13 protein-coding genes are annotated in these 19,073 nt (G+C 50.3%); 10 read left to right on the forward strand and 3 right to left on the reverse strand.

Going from position 1 to position 19,073, the window contains the following annotated elements; all coding sequences use genetic code 11:
* Positions 1-219 precede the first annotated feature (219 nt).
* The 3 genes from xdhA to xdhC are packed head-to-tail and all read left to right on the forward strand — an operon-like array spanning position 220 to position 3,882.
* A complete protein-coding gene (gene xdhA, locus G434_RS14175) occupies positions 220-2,517 on the forward strand; it encodes a xanthine dehydrogenase molybdenum-binding subunit XdhA (RefSeq protein WP_000388121.1) in 2,298 nt (765 codons plus the stop codon).
* A 10-nt stretch (positions 2,518-2,527) separates the two neighbouring features.
* Entirely contained in the window at positions 2,528-3,406 is an 879-nt protein-coding gene (gene xdhB / locus G434_RS14170; RefSeq protein WP_000459197.1) for a xanthine dehydrogenase FAD-binding subunit XdhB, read from the forward strand.
* The gene (gene xdhC, locus G434_RS14165) at positions 3,403-3,882 is read left to right on the forward strand and encodes a xanthine dehydrogenase iron sulfur-binding subunit XdhC (protein WP_001016585.1); all 480 of its coding nucleotides are present in this window, start codon (positions 3,403-3,405) and stop codon (positions 3,880-3,882) included. Before xdhB ends, xdhC begins: the two co-directional genes overlap by 4 nt.
* A gap of 39 nt (positions 3,883-3,921) precedes the next feature.
* Here xdhC and G434_RS14160 read toward each other — a convergent pair whose 3' ends face one another.
* The gene (locus G434_RS14160; RefSeq protein WP_000417804.1) at positions 3,922-5,700 is read right to left on the reverse strand and encodes a sigma-54 interaction domain-containing protein; all 1,779 of its coding nucleotides are present in this window, start codon (positions 5,698-5,700) and stop codon (positions 3,922-3,924) included.
* A gap of 479 nt (positions 5,701-6,179) precedes the next feature.
* Between G434_RS14160 and ygeW the strand changes: the two genes are divergently transcribed.
* The 5 genes from ygeW to arcC are packed head-to-tail and all read left to right on the forward strand — an operon-like array spanning position 6,180 to position 12,308.
* Complete coding sequence (gene ygeW / locus G434_RS14155) at positions 6,180-7,367, forward strand: knotted carbamoyltransferase YgeW (protein ID WP_000859787.1); 1,188 nt, start codon at positions 6,180-6,182, stop codon at positions 7,365-7,367.
* A gap of 57 nt (positions 7,368-7,424) precedes the next feature.
* Entirely contained in the window at positions 7,425-8,621 is a 1,197-nt protein-coding gene (dpaL, locus tag G434_RS14150; protein ID WP_000110493.1) for a diaminopropionate ammonia-lyase, read from the forward strand.
* Positions 8,622-8,678: 57 nt separating this feature from the next.
* On the forward strand, positions 8,679-9,890 hold the full coding sequence (locus tag G434_RS14145) for a YgeY family selenium metabolism-linked hydrolase (protein WP_001107125.1): 1,212 nt from the start codon (positions 8,679-8,681) through the stop codon (positions 9,888-9,890).
* 52 nt (positions 9,891-9,942) lie between these two features.
* Entirely contained in the window at positions 9,943-11,328 is a 1,386-nt protein-coding gene (gene hyuA, locus G434_RS14140; RefSeq protein ID WP_001264439.1) for a D-phenylhydantoinase, read from the forward strand.
* A 47-nt stretch (positions 11,329-11,375) separates the two neighbouring features.
* Positions 11,376-12,308 carry a carbamate kinase gene (gene arcC / locus G434_RS14135; protein ID WP_000037992.1) on the forward strand — a complete coding sequence of 311 codons (933 nt, stop codon included), beginning with the start codon at positions 11,376-11,378 and terminating at the stop codon, positions 12,306-12,308.
* Between the two features lie 219 nt (positions 12,309-12,527).
* On the opposite strand, the gene yqeB is transcribed toward arcC, so the two are convergent.
* Positions 12,528-14,153, reverse strand: a complete 1,626-nt coding sequence (gene yqeB / locus G434_RS14130) for a selenium-dependent molybdenum cofactor biosynthesis protein YqeB (RefSeq protein ID WP_001020377.1) — start codon at positions 14,151-14,153, stop codon at positions 12,528-12,530.
* A gap of 47 nt (positions 14,154-14,200) precedes the next feature.
* A complete protein-coding gene (yqeC, locus tag G434_RS14125; RefSeq protein ID WP_001309713.1) occupies positions 14,201-14,971 on the reverse strand; it encodes a selenium cofactor biosynthesis protein YqeC in 771 nt (256 codons plus the stop codon).
* 102 nt (positions 14,972-15,073) lie between these two features.
* On the opposite strand from yqeC, the gene mocA reads away from it, so the two are divergent.
* Both mocA and ygfK read left to right on the forward strand, forming a co-directional pair.
* Positions 15,074-15,652 (forward strand): molybdenum cofactor cytidylyltransferase, encoded by a 579-nt coding sequence (mocA, locus tag G434_RS14120; protein WP_001272863.1) that lies wholly within the window; start codon positions 15,074-15,076, stop codon positions 15,650-15,652.
* Between the two features lie 321 nt (positions 15,653-15,973).
* Positions 15,974-19,072, forward strand: a complete 3,099-nt coding sequence (gene ygfK / locus G434_RS14115) for a putative selenate reductase subunit YgfK (protein WP_000502444.1) — start codon at positions 15,974-15,976, stop codon at positions 19,070-19,072.
* Position 19,073 lies beyond the last annotated feature (1 nt).

Genomic DNA, 19,073 nt, shown 5'->3' on the forward strand with positions numbered 1-19,073 from the left:
CGTAATAATCCTGATTTATCACATTGATTTTATCGCCACTCATATTGATACGTATCACTGCCCCTATTCAGGGTCCTGTTTCGTATCATATCTGTGTTTTTTTAACATCATCACACTTCCTTCCTCCCTTAACGCTTATCGTCGTTTCTGGCGTAAATCTTGCCTGCTTAGACTAAATCTTTGCCATAAGAACCAAATGTTCAAATCGAGGGGATTTCTATGGAAGCGCGGGAAGCAACCGCTACAGGTGAATCATGCATGCGCGTAGATGCCATTGCTAAGGTCACCGGGCGGGCACGATATACTGACGATTATGTTATGGCGGGCATGTGTTACGCGAAATATGTACGTAGCCCTATCGCACATGGTTATGCCGTAAGTATTAATGATGAACAAGCCAGAAGTTTACCGGGCGTACTGGCGATTTTTACCTGGGAAGATGTGCCTGATATCCCATTCGCTACAGCTGGGCATGCCTGGACACTTGACGAAAACAAGCGCGATACCGCCGATCGTGCCCTGCTAACTCGCCATGTTCGTCACCATGGTGACGCCGTTGCCATCGTCGTGGCCCGTGATGAACTCACGGCAGAAAAAGCGGCGCAATTGGTCAGCATTGAGTGGCAAGAATTACCCGTTATCACCACCCCAGAAGCGGCGCTGGCTGATGACGCTGAACCAATCCATAATGGCGGCAATTTACTAAAACAAAGCACGATGACGACGGGCAATGTCCAACAAACAATCGATGCCGCCGACTACCAGGTACAGGGGCACTATCAGACGCCGGTCATTCAACATTGTCACATGGAAAGCGTGACATCGCTGGCATGGATGGAGGATGACTCGCGAATTACCATCGTTTCCAGCACCCAGATCCCGCACATTGTTCGCCGTGTGGTTGGTCAGGCGCTGAATATTCCCTGGTCATGCGTACGAGTCATCAAACCGTTTGTCGGTGGCGGTTTTGGTAATAAACAGGATGTACTGGAAGAGCCAATGGCAGCATTCCTGACCAGCAAGCTTGGCGGCATTCCGGTGAAAGTTTCCCTTAGCCGTGAAGAGTGTTTCCTCGCAACCCGTACCCGCCACGCTTTTACTATTGACGGGCAAATGGGCGTGAACCGCGACGGAACATTGAAAGGTTATAGTCTGGATGTTCTGTCTAACACCGGCGCTTATGCATCTCACGGGCACTCCATCGCTTCTGCAGGGGGGAATAAAGTCGCTTACCTTTATCCTCGTTGTGCCTACGCTTACAGTTCAAAGACCTGCTATACCAACCTCCCCTCGGCTGGTGCGATGCGTGGTTATGGCGCGCCACAAGTCGTATTTGCCGTTGAGTCTATGCTTGATGACGCCGCGACAGCGTTAGGTATTGATCCTGTTGAAATTCGTTTACGCAACGCCGCCCGCGAAGGAGATGCTAATCCGCTCTCGGGCAAACGTATTTACAGCGCAGGGTTGCCGGAGTGTCTTGAAAAAGGCCGGAAAATCTTTGAATGGGAAAAACGCCGTGCAGAATGCCAGAACCAGCAAGGCAATTTACGCCGCGGCGTTGGCGTCGCCTGTTTTAGCTACACCTCTAACACCTGGCCTGTCGGCGTAGAAATTGCTGGCGCGCGCCTGTTGATGAATCAGGATGGAACCATCAACGTACAGAGTGGTGCCACGGAAATCGGCCAGGGTGCCGACACCGTGTTCTCGCAAATGGTGGCAGAAACCGTGGGGGTTCCGGTCAGCGACGTTCGCGTTATTTCAACACAAGATACCGACGTTACGCCGTTCGATCCCGGTGCATTTGCCTCGCGCCAGAGCTATGTTGCCGCGCCCGCGCTGCGCAGTGCGGCACTGTTATTAAAAGAGAAAATCATCGCTCACGCCGCTGTCATGCTACATCAGTCAGCGATGAATCTTACCTTGATAAAAGGCCATATCGTGCTGGTTGAACGACCGGAAGAGCCGTTAATGTCGTTAAAAGATTTGGCGATGGACGCTTTCTACCACCCTGAACGCGGTGGGCAGCTCTCTGCCGAAAGCTCCATCAAAACCACCACTAACCCACCAGCGTTTGGCTGTACCTTTGTTGATCTGACGATCGATATTGCGCTGTGCAAAGTCACCATCAACCGCATCCTCAACGTTCATGATTCGGGCCATATTCTTAATCCGCTACTGGCAGAAGGTCAGGTACACGGCGGAATGGGAATGGGCATTGGCTGGGCGCTATTTGAAGAGATGATCATTGATGCGAAAAGCGGCGTGGTCCGTAACCCCAACCTGCTGGATTACAAAATGCCGACCATGCCGGATCTGCCACAACTGGAAAGCGCGTTCGTCGAAATCAATGAGCCGCAATCCGCATACGGACATAAGTCACTGGGTGAGCCACCAATAATTCCTGTTGCCGCTGCTATTCGTAACGCGGTGAAGATGGCTACCGGTGTTGCAATCAATACACTGCCGCTGACGCCAAAACGGTTATATGAAGAGTTCCATCTGGCAGGATTGATTTGAGGATAACATCATGTTTGATTTTGCTTCTTACCATCGCGCAGCAACCCTTGCCGATGCCATCAACCTGCTGGCTGACAACCCGCAGGCCAAACTGCTCGCCGGTGGCACTGACGTACTGATTCAGCTCCACCATCACAATGACCGTTATCGCCATATTGTTGATATTCATAATCTGGTGGAGCTGCGGGGAATTACGCTGGCGGAAGATGGCTCACTACGTATCGGCTCTGCAACGACATTTACCCAGCTCATTGAAGATCCTGTAACTCAACGTCATCTCCCAGCGTTATGTGCTGCGGCCTCATCCATTGCCGGACCGCAGATCCGTAACGTCGCTACCTACGGTGGAAATATTTGCAACGGTGCTACCAGCGCAGATTCTGCCACGCCAACGCTAATTTATGACGCGAAACTGGAGATTCACTCCCCGCGCGGTGTTCGTTTCGTCCCGATTAATGGCTTTCACACTGGGCCGGGCAAAGTGTCTCTTGAGCATGACGAAATCCTTGTCGCCTTTCATTTTCCGCCCCAGCCGAAAGAACACGCGGGCAGCGCGCATTTTAAATATGCCATGCGCGACGCAATGGATATTTCAACGATTGGCTGCGCCGCACATTGCCGACTGGATAACGGCAATTTCAGCGAATTACGTCTGGCATTTGGTGTTGCCGCGCCAACGCCGATTCGCTGCCAACATGCCGAACAGACTGCACAAAATGCGCCATTAAACCTGCAAACGCTGGAAGCTATCAGCGAATCTGTCCTGCAAGATGTCGCCCCGCGTTCTTCATGGCGGGCCAGTAAAGAGTTTCGTCTGCATCTCATCCAGACGATGACCAAAAAAGTGATTAGCGAAGCCGTCGCCGCGGCGGGGGGAAAATTGCAATGAATCACAGCGAAACAATTACCATCGAATGCGCCATTAACGGGATCCCTTTTCAGCTTCACGCCGCACCAGGCACGCCGCTCTCGGAATTACTCCGCGAACAAGGACTGCTAAGTGTCAAACAAGGGTGCTGCGTGGGTGAATGTGGTGCCTGTACGGTGCTGGTCGACGGCACAGCAATAGACAGTTGCTTATACCTTGCCGCCTGGGCTGAAGGAAAAGAGATCCGCACGCTGGAAGGTGAAGCGAAAGGCGGAAAACTTTCTCATGTTCAGCAGGCTTATGCGAAATCCGGCGCAGTGCAGTGCGGGTTTTGTACGCCTGGCCTGATTATGGCTACCACAGCAATGCTGGCGAAACCACGCGAGAAGCCATTAACCATTACGGAAATTCGTCGCGGACTGGCAGGAAATCTTTGTCGCTGCACGGGGTATCAGATGATTGTAAATACAGTTCTGGATTGCGAGAAAACGAAGTAAAAGGATATCCGGCCTGAATTCAGGCCGGATTCACTGAGGTTATGTGTTTAACAACTCATATTTCTTAATCTTGCGATAGAGCGTAGCAATGCCGATGCCCAGTTCATCAGCAACTTGCTTCTTGCTGTTATGACGTGAAAGCGCCTCGCGGATCATTTGCTTTTCCATCTCCTCCAGCGCCGTGCCGCCCGCATCATCGAGTGCCAGGTGCGCCTCGCTGACCTCTGTTACATCACTTTGCTCCGTTGTGCCATTATTCAGCAGATTTGGTGGCAATAGCGTGCTGTCGATAACTTCACCTGAAGGAACAACGTTAACCAGATATTCCATCAAATTGCTTAACTCGCGCAGGTTTCCGGGCCAACGATGCTTACGCAATATTTCGACGACATCGGGAGCAATGCCAGGATAAACCGATCCCAGACGACGGGTATGCAGATGTAAAAAGTAATGCACCAGTAGTTCAATATCTTCCTGACGTTCACGCAGCGGTGGCAGAGTTATCGGGATAACATTAAGTCGGTAGAAGAGATCTTCGCGGAATTTACCTTCGGCAATGAACTGGGCCAAATTCTGGTTAGTTGCAGAAATGATGCGAATGTCGACTTGTATTGGGCTACTGGCACCAATCGGCAGAATTTCACGCGCCTCAATAGCGCGCAGTAATTTAGCCTGCAACATTAATGGCATATCACCTATTTCATCGAGAAACAGCGTGCCCGTATTCGCCGCCTGAATCAACCCTGTTTTACCGTTGGCAGAAGCGCCAGTAAATGCGCCTTTAACATAACCGAACAGTTCGCTCTCCAGAAGCTGCTCCGGAATCGCGGCACAGTTGATAGCAATAAAGGGTTTATTCCGTCTTCCGCTCAACTTATGGATTGCACGGGCGACAACTTCTTTACCCGTGCCGCTTTCACCAACCACCATAACGCTGGATGGGCTGGGTGCAATACGGCTAATGAGTCGTTTTAATTGCCGCATAACACGGCACTCGCCAACCAATTGTTCAATATGCGGTTCATCAGGTGCATTTGCTACAGAAAAACTGGTATGCGATTGGTGAAACGCCATTAAAAATAATTGTCGGCCCTGAATGTTATGCAATTGACCAATGATTAATTCACTTTTATCGTCCCACGAAACAATATGCTGCATATGTCCATGGGTAAAATTACTCTCAAATGTTAATGGTCTGAAACGGATAGGTTTCCCAATAATATTATTTTGTACAACACCAAGTGTTTTTAAGGCAGTCTGATTAACAAACTGAACCCGACTTTCATCATCAACAACTAATACGCCCTGATCCATATTATCGATCATGGTCGCGAATATTTTACTGATGTTATCTCCTGGCCCCTGATCCTCCAGAAGTTTCGAAACAAAAATGGTGGATATATGGCGAACATAATCAGAAAATTCGCGTAAATTATCACTGATATGCTCTTGTTGCTCGTGGGTAACGGCAATCAAACTTATCACCCCAACACAACGATCCTGTAAAATGACAGGCGTACCCAGAAATGCTTTTTCGCGGCAATTTTCTTTACTATCGCAACCTTCACAAAGGGGATCGAAGCGAGACTGTGTCACAACTTTTTCAGTTTTCGTTTCCAGGACGTGGCGGAGCAGGCGTGAGTTGCCGCTCAACTGGCGACCAAGAAACTTCCCATACGCGCCCGTTCCGGCGACGCGACACAAGTTTTCATCAACGATCTCAACCTCAAGCTGCAAAACGCTGGCAAGCATTCTGGCAAAACGCTGAATTGTCGGTTGAATTTGCATCAATACTGACTGCGTAGTAGCAAGCTCCATAGCTTTACCTTCCAGACTTACTTAAAAGTCGATCATTGAAGACGTTGATGGTTCATAGATCATGATGATATTAACTCAGGCGAAATTGGCTTTGATAAAAACATAAGATTTTTATCACTTTCTAATGAAATTATGGAAGAGATATCACATTTCTATATCAATATGAGAATTACGGCGGTGAGTTTATCAAACTGACGAGGGATAACCTGCCCCTTTATCTTATTTCTGATACTTAGCAGCAAATAAATAACGCGATAAAAAAAGCCAAACGTTTTCGTATTTTACAAACAACCAGAAGCTGGCATCAATTTGTGATCAACCCCACACATTACCCGTCAAATTAGTCTTTTGCAGCCGCTTGGATAATTCTGGCATAGTTATTGTTAGTCCCAGGTATAGCTGTGAAAAGACCAATCACTTTTGGCAAATCACAGTGAAATAAACCTCTTTGCCTGTCATTCCACTACCGGGACTTTATGATGAAAACTGTTAATGAGCTGATTAAGGATATCAATTCGCTGACCTCTCACCTTCACGAGAAAGATTTTTTGTTAACGTGGGAACAGACGCCAGATGAACTGAAACAAGTACTGGACGTTGCCGCAGCATTAAAAGCACTGCGTGCTGAAAACATCTCAACCAAAGTCTTTAATAGTGGATTAGGTATTTCCGTATTCCGCGACAACTCCACCCGTACCCGCTTCTCTTATGCTTCCGCGCTTAACCTGCTCGGCCTCGCACAGCAAGATCTCGACGAAGGCAAATCACAAATCGCTCACGGCGAAACCGTGCGTGAAACCGCCAATATGATCTCCTTCTGCGCCGATGCCATCGGTATTCGTGACGATATGTATCTGGGCGCAGGCAACGCTTATATGCGTGAAGTTGGCGCTGCACTTGATGACGGCTACAAGCAGGGCGTACTGCCGCAGCGTCCGGCTTTAGTGAACCTGCAATGCGATATTGACCACCCGACTCAGTCAATGGCTGACCTCGCATGGTTACGTGAACACTTTGGTTCACTGGAAAACCTGAAAGGTAAAAAAATCGCCATGACCTGGGCCTACTCCCCAAGCTATGGCAAACCGCTCTCTGTACCACAAGGCATCATCGGTCTGATGACTCGCTTCGGTATGGATGTCACCCTGGCCCATCCGGAAGGCTACGACCTGATCCCGGATGTCGTTGAAGTCGCTAAAAACAATGCTAAAGCCTCCGGCGGTAGCTTCCGTCAGGTCACCAGCATGGAAGAAGCCTTCAAAGACGCAGACATCGTTTATCCGAAGTCATGGGCACCTTACAAAGTGATGGAAGAGCGTACTGAATTGCTGCGTGCGAACGATCACGAAGGCTTAAAAGCACTGGAAAAACAGTGTCTGGCACAGAACGCGCAACACAAAGACTGGCATTGTACTGAAGAGATGATGGAACTGACCCGTGATGGCGAAGCCCTGTACATGCACTGCCTGCCAGCTGATATCAGCGGCGTATCCTGCAAAGAAGGTGAAGTGACTGAAGGCGTATTCGAAAAATACCGTATCGCGACCTACAAAGAAGCCAGCTGGAAGCCTTATATCATCGCCGCGATGATCCTGTCCCGTAAATACGCCAAACCAGGTGCACTGCTCGAGCAACTGCTGAAAGAAGCGCAAGAACGCGTGAAATAACCCCTCGGGCCGATCAGCTGGTCGGCCCTCTATTTCCAGAGGCCAAAAGGATAGGATATGTCCGTTTTCTCATTGAAGATTGATATCGCCGATAACAAATTTTTCAACGGCGAAACATCACCGCTCTTTTCGCAAAGCCAGGCCAAACTGGCGCGCCAGTTCCACCAGAAAATTGCTGGTTATCGCCCAACACCGCTTTGTGCGCTGGACGATCTCGCAAACCTTTTTGGTGTGAAGAAAATTCTCGTCAAAGACGAATCAAAACGATTCGGTCTGAACGCCTTCAAAATGCTCGGCGGTGCATACGCCATCGCTCAATTATTGTGCGAAAAATATCATCTTGATATCGAAACGCTGTCATTTGAGCACCTGAAAAATGCCATCGGCGAAAAAATGACTTTCGCGACCACCACCGACGGCAACCACGGGCGCGGTGTGGCGTGGGCAGCACAGCAACTCGGACAGAATGCGGTGATTTACATGCCGAAAGGTTCTGCTCAGGAACGCGTTGACGCCATTCTGAACCTCGGTGCCGAGTGCATCGTCACGGATATGAACTATGACGATACCGTTCGCCTGACCATGCAACACGCGCAGCAGCACGGCTGGGAAGTGGTGCAAGATACCGCCTGGGAAGGTTACACCAAAATCCCAACCTGGATCATGCAAGGCTACGCAACACTGGCAGATGAAGCCGTCGAGCAAATGCGTGAAATGGGCGTAACCCCGACACACGTTCTGCTGCAAGCCGGTGTCGGTGCAATGGCCGGTGGTGTGCTGGGTTATCTGGTCGACGTCTACAGCCCGCAAAATCTGCACAGCATTATTGTTGAACCTGACAAAGCTGACTGTATTTATCGCTCCGGCGTCAAAGGCGACATCGTCAACGTTGGCGGTGATATGGCCACCATCATGGCGGGCCTGGCCTGCGGCGAACCTAACCCGCTGGGCTGGGAAATCCTACGTAACTGCGCCACCCAATTCATCTCCTGCCAGGACAGCGTTGCCGCATTAGGTATGCGTGTGCTGGGTAATCCGTACGGCAATGACCCGCGCATCATCTCCGGTGAATCCGGCGCTGTCGGTTTGGGCGTTCTCGCAGCGGTTCATTATCACCCGCAACGTCAAAGCCTGATGGAAAAACTGGCGCTGAACAAAGATGCCGTAGTGCTGGTTATCAGCACTGAAGGCGACACAGACGTGAAGCACTACCGCGAAGTTGTCTGGGAAGGCAAACACGCTGTAGCACCTTAATCACCCTATTGGAACTGCTCCCTGCAAAACGGGGAGTAAAAAATCTGGAGAAAAATAATGGCTAAGAATATTCCATTCAAACTGATTCTTGAAAAAGCAAAAGATTACCAGGCGGACATGACTCGCTTCCTGCGCGACATGGTTGCTATTCCCAGTGAAAGCTGCGACGAAAAACGCGTAGTACATCGTATTAAAGAAGAGATGGAAAAAGTCGGCTTCGATAAAGTTGAAATCGACCCGATGGGCAACGTTCTCGGTTATATCGGCCACGGCCCGCGTCTGGTGGCAATGGACGCTCATATTGATACCGTCGGCATTGGTAACATCAAAAACTGGGACTTCGATCCGTACGAAGGCATGGAAACTGATGAACTGATCGGTGGTCGCGGTACTTCCGACCAGGAAGGCGGCATGGCCTCTATGGTTTATGCCGGTAAAATCATTAAAGACCTCGGTCTGGAAGATGAATATACCCTGCTGGTTACCGGTACGGTGCAGGAAGAAGACTGCGACGGCCTGTGCTGGCAGTACATTATTGAACAATCCGGCATTCGCCCGGAATTTGTGGTCAGTACCGAACCAACCGACTGCCAGGTATACCGTGGTCAGCGCGGTCGTATGGAAATTCGTATTGATGTTCAGGGTGTTAGCTGCCACGGTTCTGCACCAGAACGCGGTGACAACGCCATTTTCAAAATGGGTCCGATTCTTGGCGAATTACAAGAACTCTCCCAACGTCTGGGTTATGACGAATTCCTCGGCAAAGGCACCCTCACCGTTTCTGAAATCTTCTTCACATCCCCAAGCCGTTGCGCTGTAGCAGATAGCTGCGCCGTCTCTATTGACCGCCGTCTGACCTGGGGCGAAACCTGGGAAGGCGCGCTGGACGAAATCCGCGCCCTGCCTGCAGTACAGAAAGCTAACGCGGTTGTTTCTATGTACAACTACGACCGTCCGTCCTGGACTGGCCTGGTTTACCCAACCGAATGCTACTTCCCGACCTGGAAAGTGGAAGAAGATCACTTCACCGTTAAAGCACTGGTGAATGCCTACGAAGGTCTGTTTGGCAAAGCGCCGGTTGTTGATAAGTGGACCTTCTCAACTAACGGCGTATCTATCATGGGCCGTCACGGCATTCCAGTGATCGGCTTTGGCCCAGGTAAAGAACCTGAAGCGCATGCACCTAACGAAAAAACCTGGAAATCTCACCTGGTGACCTGTGCCGCGATGTACGCGGCAATCCCGTTAAGCTGGCTGGCAACCGAATAATTACTCTTCACTTATTCCCCTCCGGTTCGCCGGAGGGTTTTTGGAGTTTGCTATGCGCGTATTGATCAAAAACGGCACTGTCGTTAACGCAGATGGACAAGCCAAACAGGATTTGCTGATTGAAAGCGCGATTGTTCGCCAGTTGGGCAACAATATTTCGCCACAGCTCCCGTATGAAGAAATTGATGCCACTGGCTGTTACGTTTTCCCTGGCGGCGTGGATGTCCATACGCATTTCAATATTGATGTCGGCATCGCGCGCAGTTGTGATGATTTTTTTACCGGTACCCGCGCAGCTGCGTGTGGCGGTACAACAACCATTATTGACCATATGGGATTTGGCCCGAATGGCTGCCGGTTACGCCATCAACTGGAGGTTTATCGTGGTTATGCCGCCCATAAGGCGGTCATCGACTACAGCTTTCACGGTGTGATCCAGCACATTAATCACGCCATCCTCGACGAAATTCCGATGATGGTCGAAGAAGGACTGAGCAGTTTTAAACTCTATTTAACCTATCAATACAAACTCAACGATGACGAGGTTTTGCAGGCGTTACGCCGCTTGCATGAGTCCGGCGCGCTGACCACCGTGCACCCGGAAAATGATGCAGCTATCGCCAGCAAGCGGGCGGAGTTTATCGCCGCAGGGTTAACCGCGCCGCGCTATCACGCCTTGAGTCGCCCTCTGGAATGCGAAGCGGAAGCCATCGCCCGCATGATTAACCTGGCACAAATTGCCGGTAACGCCCCGCTCTATATCGTGCACCTGTCTAACGGCTTAGGTCTGGATTATCTGCGTCTTGCCCGTGCGAATCACCAGCCAGTCTGGGTTGAAACCTGCCCACAATATCTCCTGTTGGACGAACGCAGTTACGATACAGAAGATGGCATGAAGTTCATTCTTAGCCCACCGCTGCGTAACGTACGCGAGCAGGACAAACTGTGGTGTGGCATCAGCGATGGTGCGATTGACGTGGTAGCGACCGATCACTGCACGTTCTCGATGGCTCAACGCCTGCAAATTTCTAAAGGCGATTTCAGTCGCTGCCCAAATGGCTTACCCGGTGTGGAAAACCGCATGCAGTTACTGTTTTCCAGTGGCGTAATGACGGGACGTATAACACCGGAACGTTTTGTTGAATTAACCAGCGCGATGCCCGCCAGGCTGTTTGGCCTGTGGCCGCAAAAAGGATTATTAGCGCCCGGTTCCGATGGCGACGTGGTGATTATCGACCCACGTCAGAGCCAACAAATTCAGCATCGCCATCTCCACGACAACGCTGACTATTCGCCATGGGAGGGTTTTACCTGTCAGGGCGCGATTGTCAGAACTTTATCCCGTGGTGAAACGATTTTCTGTGACGGCACCTTTACAGGCAAAGCCGGGCGAGGTCGTTTCCTGCGACGCAAACCGTTTGTCCCTCCCGTGCTCTAACCACTGCCAGGGATCTATACACAATCAAGAATGATGAGTGAGGAAAAATGAGTAAGAAAATTGTTCTCGCCCTGGGCGGGAATGCGCTGGGCGATGACCTGGCCGGACAAATGAAAGCGGTAAAAATTACTTCTCAGGCAATTGTTGATTTAATTGCCCAGGGACATGAGGTCATCGTCACTCACGGTAACGGGCCACAGGTGGGCATGATTAACCAGGCCTTTGAAGCTGCCGCAAAAACTGAAGCGCACTCGCCAATGCTGCCGATGTCTGTCTGTGTTGCCTTAAGCCAGGGTTATATTGGTTACGATCTACAAAACGCATTAAGAGAAGAACTGCTTTCTCGTGGCATTAATAAACCTGTAGCAACGCTGGTTACCCAGGTCGAAGTCGATGCTAACGACCCGGCATTCCTCAACCCGACCAAGCCGATCGGTTCGTTCTTTACCGAGCAAGAAGCAGAGCAACTGACAAAACAGGGTTACACTCTGAAAGAAGATGCTGGTCGCGGCTATCGCCGTGTTGTTGCCTCGCCAAAACCGGTTGATATCATTGAAAAAGAAACGGTTAAAGCGTTGGTAGATGCAGGCCAGGTGGTGATCACCGTTGGCGGTGGTGGTATCCCTGTTATTCGTGAAGGTAACCACCTGCGTGGTGCCAGTGCGGTTATCGATAAAGACTGGGCCAGCGCCCGTTTAGCAGAAATGATTGATGCCGATATGCTGATCATTCTGACTGCGGTAGAAAAAGTGGCCATTAACTTCGGTAAAGAGAATGAACAGTGGCTCGATCGCCTGTCATTAAGTGATGCTGAACGCTTTATCGAAGAAGGTCATTTTGCGAAAGGTTCTATGCTGCCTAAAGTGGAAGCTGCCGCCTCGTTTGCTCGCTCTCGCGCAGGTCGTGAAGCACTGATTACCGTATTGAGCAAAGCGAAAGAAGGGATTGAAGGCAAAACCGGAACGGTGATTTGTCAGTAATTTAAAGGCCGGGTGGGTAATACCATCCGGCCAAAGATTGTCAAGTAAGTGCGCTTTGTTGATGCCGGATGCGGCGCGAGCGCCTTATCCGTCCTACAAAACATCGCAAATTCAATAGATTGCAATGCACTTGTAGGCCTGATAAGCGTAGCGCATCAGGCAATTTGGCGTTTGTCATCAGTCTCAGGCCGGGGGGTAATACCATCCGGCCATTTTCATTTAAGCCACTTCCAGCACTTCTTTTGTCGCTTTCACGCCCTGATGCATCAACATCATTAACGCCTCAAGTACGCCGCCGCCAATTGCCCGGGCTTTATCAGAAACGCTGGTGAAATCAGCCGTTTCACCACGAGGATCGATATCACCAATTTTAAAACCACCGACCACTGCTAGTCCGTCGTTCAACAAGCCACGCACCATCCCCGTCAACGGTGCTTTAATTTCATGCTCACCAATCCAGGCAATCACATCGCCCTCTTTCACCAGATCGCCTAATTTCACGTTGGATCGCATAATGCCTGCAGCAGGAGCACGGATCACCCGTCGGGTGGTATGCCCCATAATATTGCCAGGAACACCGGTATTCTCCTGCGCACAACCAGAGTAAATCACCTGACCGAGCCAGTGCCCGCGATTTGTTTCAATTACCGCATGACAATCCTTCCCTGCAATAAAGCCCGGCCCAAGCGCGATTGTTACTGGTGCCATATCTGCCCGCGTCCCCAAATTCTGTTTCGCCAGAATAGCGTCCACCACGCAAAGCGGTTTCAGTTCATCAAGCAATGAACAGGCGGGATCTACCATCACAGGGATGAATCCGCGTTCGGTAAGTTTCATCGCTTCCGCAGAGCTGGTTGCCAGGCGGGCAGTGACGCCTTCGACCGTCATTTCGCCATCGAACACGGCCTGGGCAAACGCCACGGTACAACGAATCACTGTCGGTTTTTCCACTTCCAACATGATCACTTTAAAACCCGCATGATACAGACGTAGCGCCACACCACTGGCGATATCCCCCGCACCGCGAATCACCACCAGCTGGTGTCCGGAAGGATGAGAAGGTTTCATCATCAGCCCACCCGGCGCGTTATTTTTCACCTGTAATATTTCTGCCAGCACGCTGATGGCGATCTCCTGCGGCGTTTCCGCACCTATGTTGTAACCAACGGGCGCATGTAAACGGGCAATATGTTCTTCAGCCACGCCTTTCTCACGCAATTGACGTAGGAAAAGCTGAACCTTGCGGCGACTTGCCAGCAACCCCAGCCATGCAATGGGCTGTTCAATGAGTTTGTCGAGGGCTTCACGATCCTGATTATTCGTGGCAATCAGGACAAAATTATCAGGGCGAATATCCAGTGCTTCCACTGCCGCACCAAACGACTCAGCATGGAGAAGCGTGGTTGATGGTGGGAATAGTTCAGGATTGAGGCTTTCGCGATAAATATCAGCAACGGCAATATCAAATCCTAATAGCGCCGCACTCTGGGCTATCGCCCGGTTGACATGCCCCGCGCCAATCAACACCAGACGTGGACGCATACCATGGACGCTGATAAATACTGACATTGCACCTCCACAATCTGACCCGACAGCATCCGCACCGTTACGAGCCATACGTCCATGGAATAATCGCGGCTTACGTTCCTGCAATGCCTGAAGCGACTCTTCAATCACCTTCCGCTCAACCATTCCGCCACCAATTGTACCGACGATAGAACCATCGGCGCGCACTAACATTTGTGCAGAATGGCGGGGAGTAGAGCCTCGGCTATCAACAATTTGCGCCATCGCAAACGGACAATTTTGCTCTTCGAGTTTTGCAGCCTCTGTGAAAATATTCATACCAACCTCAATGGATATCCTTTCAGTAACCCGGAATACCCGGGCCGCTAATTCACAAATCTGCGCGCGATTGCAGGATGTTCTTGTATATCGCCCAGCCAGATTGCCTCTACGTCGTGTTGTTGCAGCGGTTGAAGGAGCTCGCTTTGCGCAATCGCATTCTCACATTGAGAAAAACGGTTAATGAACCAGACTCGCCGACAACCTTGCGGTACGTTTTTAAATGCGCCCTGAGGGTGGCGAACCAGCGCAACGAGATCGCTCAGTTGCAAGGTTGCATCAGGTGTTAACCCGGTAATATCAGCAAACTGCGACCAGCGATGGACATTTTCTGTGCTCACTTTCGCGCCCAAAATATGTCCTCCCATCACAGCAATCACGCAGCAACTGCTTTTGGGTATGCAAGGTTCGTGCTCATCAGGCGCTTTTAACGGCATTCCACGCGAGCCATCTGCTTCAATGAGAATTACGTCACACTCTGGTCGTTGCACCAGTGCATCAATCGCTTCTGGCGTAAATCCCTGCACTTTTCCCTGGTTCGCTTTCCAGCTGTGAAAACAAAATGAAATGGGGGATGTAAGAGACGCATGAGGAAGCATGGCGGGATCACGACAGAAAACCACGGGCCAGTGAGACGTTGGCATAAACATATGTGTCGTCGTAGTGATTAACACACGCCTGCCGCTAGCCTGGAGCAGTTCTGCCAGCCAAAAAAGCAAGCTGGTTTTTCCCCCAGCCCCAACAACAGAAATCACAGTGGGACGTTTCTGCGCGCCTAAATCAATGAATAATGCCGATGGGTCAACTATACTTTTCACGAGTCTTTATGACCTCTCTGGGATAAATTATCCCCAACTTAATCCATCAGGAAGTAACGCAATTATCAGGCGTTATTAGCCCCTATAAATAATGGAACCACTATGTCAGCCATCGACTGTATAATTACCGCTGCCGGATTATCATCAAGAATGGGGCAATGGAAAATGATGTTACCCTGGCAACAGGGAACAATTCTTGATACAAGTATCAAAAATGCGTTGCAGTTTTGTAGCCGAATTATTTTAGTCACCGGCTATCGTGGTAATGAACTGCACGAACGTTACGCGAACCAGAGCAATATCACTATTATCCACAACCCAGATTATGCACAGGGTTTACTAACATCAGTAAAGGCCGCAGTACCTGCGGTACAAACAGAATATTGTTTTCTCACCCACGGTGACATGCCTACCCTCACCATCGATATTTTTAGTAAAATCTGGTCGTTACGAAATGATGGCGCAATACTGCCACTCCATAATGGCATTCCCGGCCATCCGATTTTAGTGTCAAAGCCATGCCTGATGCAGGCAATCCAGCGTCCCAATATCACCAATATGCGTCAGGCACTCCTTATGGGAGAACATTATTCCGTCGAAATAGAAAATGCAGAAATAATTTTAGATATTGATACTCCGGACGACTTTATTACAGCGAAAAAAAGGCATACTGAAATTTAGAAAACGTAGTTAAACGATTGCGTTCAAATATTTAATCCCTCCAGCACTCTTTATCATAATGATAAGGAATCACTGATTTTGAGAAAAGAGAAAAAGTGATAAATGGGCTGGCAATAATAATTTTCAGGAGTGATTTTAATTCTCATTTGGCACCTGTGAGTTCATTCACAAAAAGCTCCTAAGTTTCGAGCCGCCTCACATTTTTTTATATTTCCCGCCAAACCTGGCAAGAGTGGTGCGATTGTTGCTCTATCCCCCTAAACCACCGGATTTCTCAACACCGGTCACTCAATGATATCTGTATAAGCTAAGGAGAGGGTTATGGGGGATATTATGCGTCCCATTCCGTTTGAGGAACTTTTGACGCGCATATTTGATGAATACCAACAACAACGCTCAATCTTTGGTATTCCCGAGCAACAGTTTTACTCACCCGTAAAAGGTAAAACTGTTAGTGTCTTCGGTGAAACCTGTGCCACTCCCGTCGGCCCTGCCGCTGGCCCGCACACGCAGCTCGCGCAAAATATTGTCACTTCCTGGCTAACTGGCGGACGCTTCATCGAACTAAAAACCGTCCAAATTCTTGACCGCCTGGAGCTGGAAAAGCCCTGTATTGATGCCGAAGACGAGTGCTTTAACACCGAATGGTCCACCGAATTTACCCTGCTTAAAGCCTGGGATGAATACCTCAAAGCCTGGTTTGCCCTGCATCTGTTGGAAGCGATGTTCCAGCCATCAGGATCCGGTAAGTCATTTATCTTTAATATGAGCGTCGGTTATAACCTTGAAGGGATTAAACAGCCGCCCATGCAGCAGTTCATCGATAATATGATGGACGCGTCTGACCATCCGAAATTCGCACAGTACCGCGATACGCTTAATAAACTACTCCAGGATGACGCATTTTTAGCCCGCCACGGCTTACAGGAAAAACGCGAATGCTTGCAGGCCTTACCGGCACGCATCCCCACCAGCATGGTACAAGGCGTTACCCTCTCCACGATGCACGGCTGTCCTCCGCATGAAATCGAAGCCATTTGCCGCTACATGCTGGAAGAAAAAGGGCTCAATACCTTTGTGAAACTCAACCCGACCTTACTGGGGTACGCGCGTGTTCGTGAGATCCTCGATGTCTGCGGTTTCGGTTACATAGGCTTAAAAGAAGAGTCATTTGATCACGACCTCAAGCTGACGCAAGCGCTGGAAATGCTGGAACGCCTGATGGTACTGGCAAAAGAAAAATCACTCGGCTTTGGCGTAAAACTGACTAACACTCTCGGCACCATCAACAATAAAGGCGCACTGCCTGGTGAAGAGATGTATATGTCAGGCCGTGCGCTGTTCCCGCTCTCCATCAATGTTGCAGCAGTTCTCTCTCGCGCCTTTGACGGCAAACTGCCCATTTCTTATTCCGGTGGTGCCAGTCAGCTGACTATCCGCGATATTTTTGATACTGGTATTCGCCCTATTACTATGGCAACCGACCTGCTGAAACCTGGCGGCTATCTGCGCTTAAGTGCCTGCATGCGCGAGCTGGAAGGCTCCGACGCCAGGGGGCTTGACCATGTTGACGTCGAACGCCTGAACAAACTGGCAGCAGACGCGTTAACCATGGAATACACCCAGAAACACTGGAAGCCAGAAGAGCGTATTGAAGTGGCAGAAGACCTGCCGCTGACCGACTGCTACGTTGCCCCCTGTGTTACTGCCTGCGCTATCAAGCAAGATATTCCGGAATACATTCGGCTGCTTGGCGAACACCGCTATGCTGACGCGCTGGAACTCATCTACCAACGCAACGCCCTGCCCGCCATTACCGGTCATATTTGCGATCACCAGTGCCAATACAACTGTACCCGCCTGGATTACGACAGTGCGCTGAATATCCGCGAACTGAAAAAAGTCGCGCTGGAAAAAGGTTGGGATGAATATAAGCAACGCTGGCACAAACCCGCCGGTTCTGGTTCACGCCATCCGGTTGCCGTGATTGGTGCAGGTCCGGCGGGTCTGGCAGCAGGTTACTTCCTTGCCAGAGCGGGCCATCCGGTTACGCTGTTTGAACGCGAAGCCAATGCGGGCGGCGTAGTGAAAAATATCATTCCTCAGTTCCGTATTCCTGCAGAGTTAATTCAGCACGATATCGATTTTGTTGCCGATCACGGCGTGAAATTTGAGTATGGCTGCTCACCCGATTTGACCGTTGAACAGTTAAAAAATCAGGGCTTCCACTATGTTCTGATTGCCACCGGCACTGATAAAAATAGCGGTGTGAAACTGGCGGGCGACAACCAAAATGTCTGGAAATCACTCCCCTTCCTGCGTGAATACAACAAGGGCACAGCGCTCAAGCTGGGCAAACATGTGGTCGTTGTCGGGGCGGGTAACACGGCAATGGACTGCGCTCGTGCGGCGTTACGCGTTCCAGGCGTAGAAAAAGCAACGGTCGTTTACCGTCGTTCACTGCAAGAGATGCCAGCATGGCGCGAAGAGTATGAAGAAGCGTTGCACGACGGCGTGGAGTTCCGTTTCCTGAATAATCCGGAACGTTTCGATGCTGATGGCACCTTAACCTTGCGCGTTATGTCGCTTGGCGAACCTGATGAGAAAGGTCGTCGCCGTCCGGTTGAAACCAACGAAACAGTAACACTGCATGTAGACAGCCTGATCACCGCCATTGGTGAACAGCAGGATACTGAAGCCCTGAATGCGATGGGCGTGCCGCTGGACAAAAACGGCTGGCCAGACGTCGACCATAATGGCGAAACTCGTCTGACTGACGTCTTTATGATCGGCGACGTACAGCGCGGACCATCCTCCATTGTCGCTGCTGTCGGAACCGCGCGTCGGGCGACCGATGCCATCCTTAGTCGGGAAAATATCCGTTCCCACCAGAACGATAAATACTGGAACAACGTCAATCCGGCGGAAATCTATCAACGCAAAGGCGATATCTCTATCACCCTGGTGGATAGCGACGATCGTGACGCGTTTGTCGCCCAGGAAGCCGCACGCTGCCTTGAATGTAACTACGTTTGCAGCAAGTGTGTGGATGTCTGCCCGAACCGTGCCAACGTATCCATTGCGGTCCCTGGCTTCCAGAACCGTTTCCAGACGCTGCACCTCGACGCTTACTGTAACGAATGCGGCAACTGCGCTCAGTTCTGCCCGTGGAACGGTAAACCGTACAAAGACAAAATCACCGTCTTCAGCCTGTCGCAAGACTTTGATAACAGCAGCAATCCTGGCTTCCTTGTGGAAGATTGCCGGGTACGAGTACGTCTGAATAACCAAAGCTGGGTGTTAAACATCGACAGCGAAGGTCAGTTCAACAACGTACCACCGGAGCTGAACGATATGTGCCGCATTATTAGCCATGTCCACCAGCATCATCATTATCTGCTGGGCCGCGTGGAGGTGTAAT

This window comes from Escherichia sp. KTE172 (genome assembly GCF_000408845.1).
GTDB lineage: Bacteria > Pseudomonadota > Gammaproteobacteria > Enterobacterales > Enterobacteriaceae > Escherichia > Escherichia coli.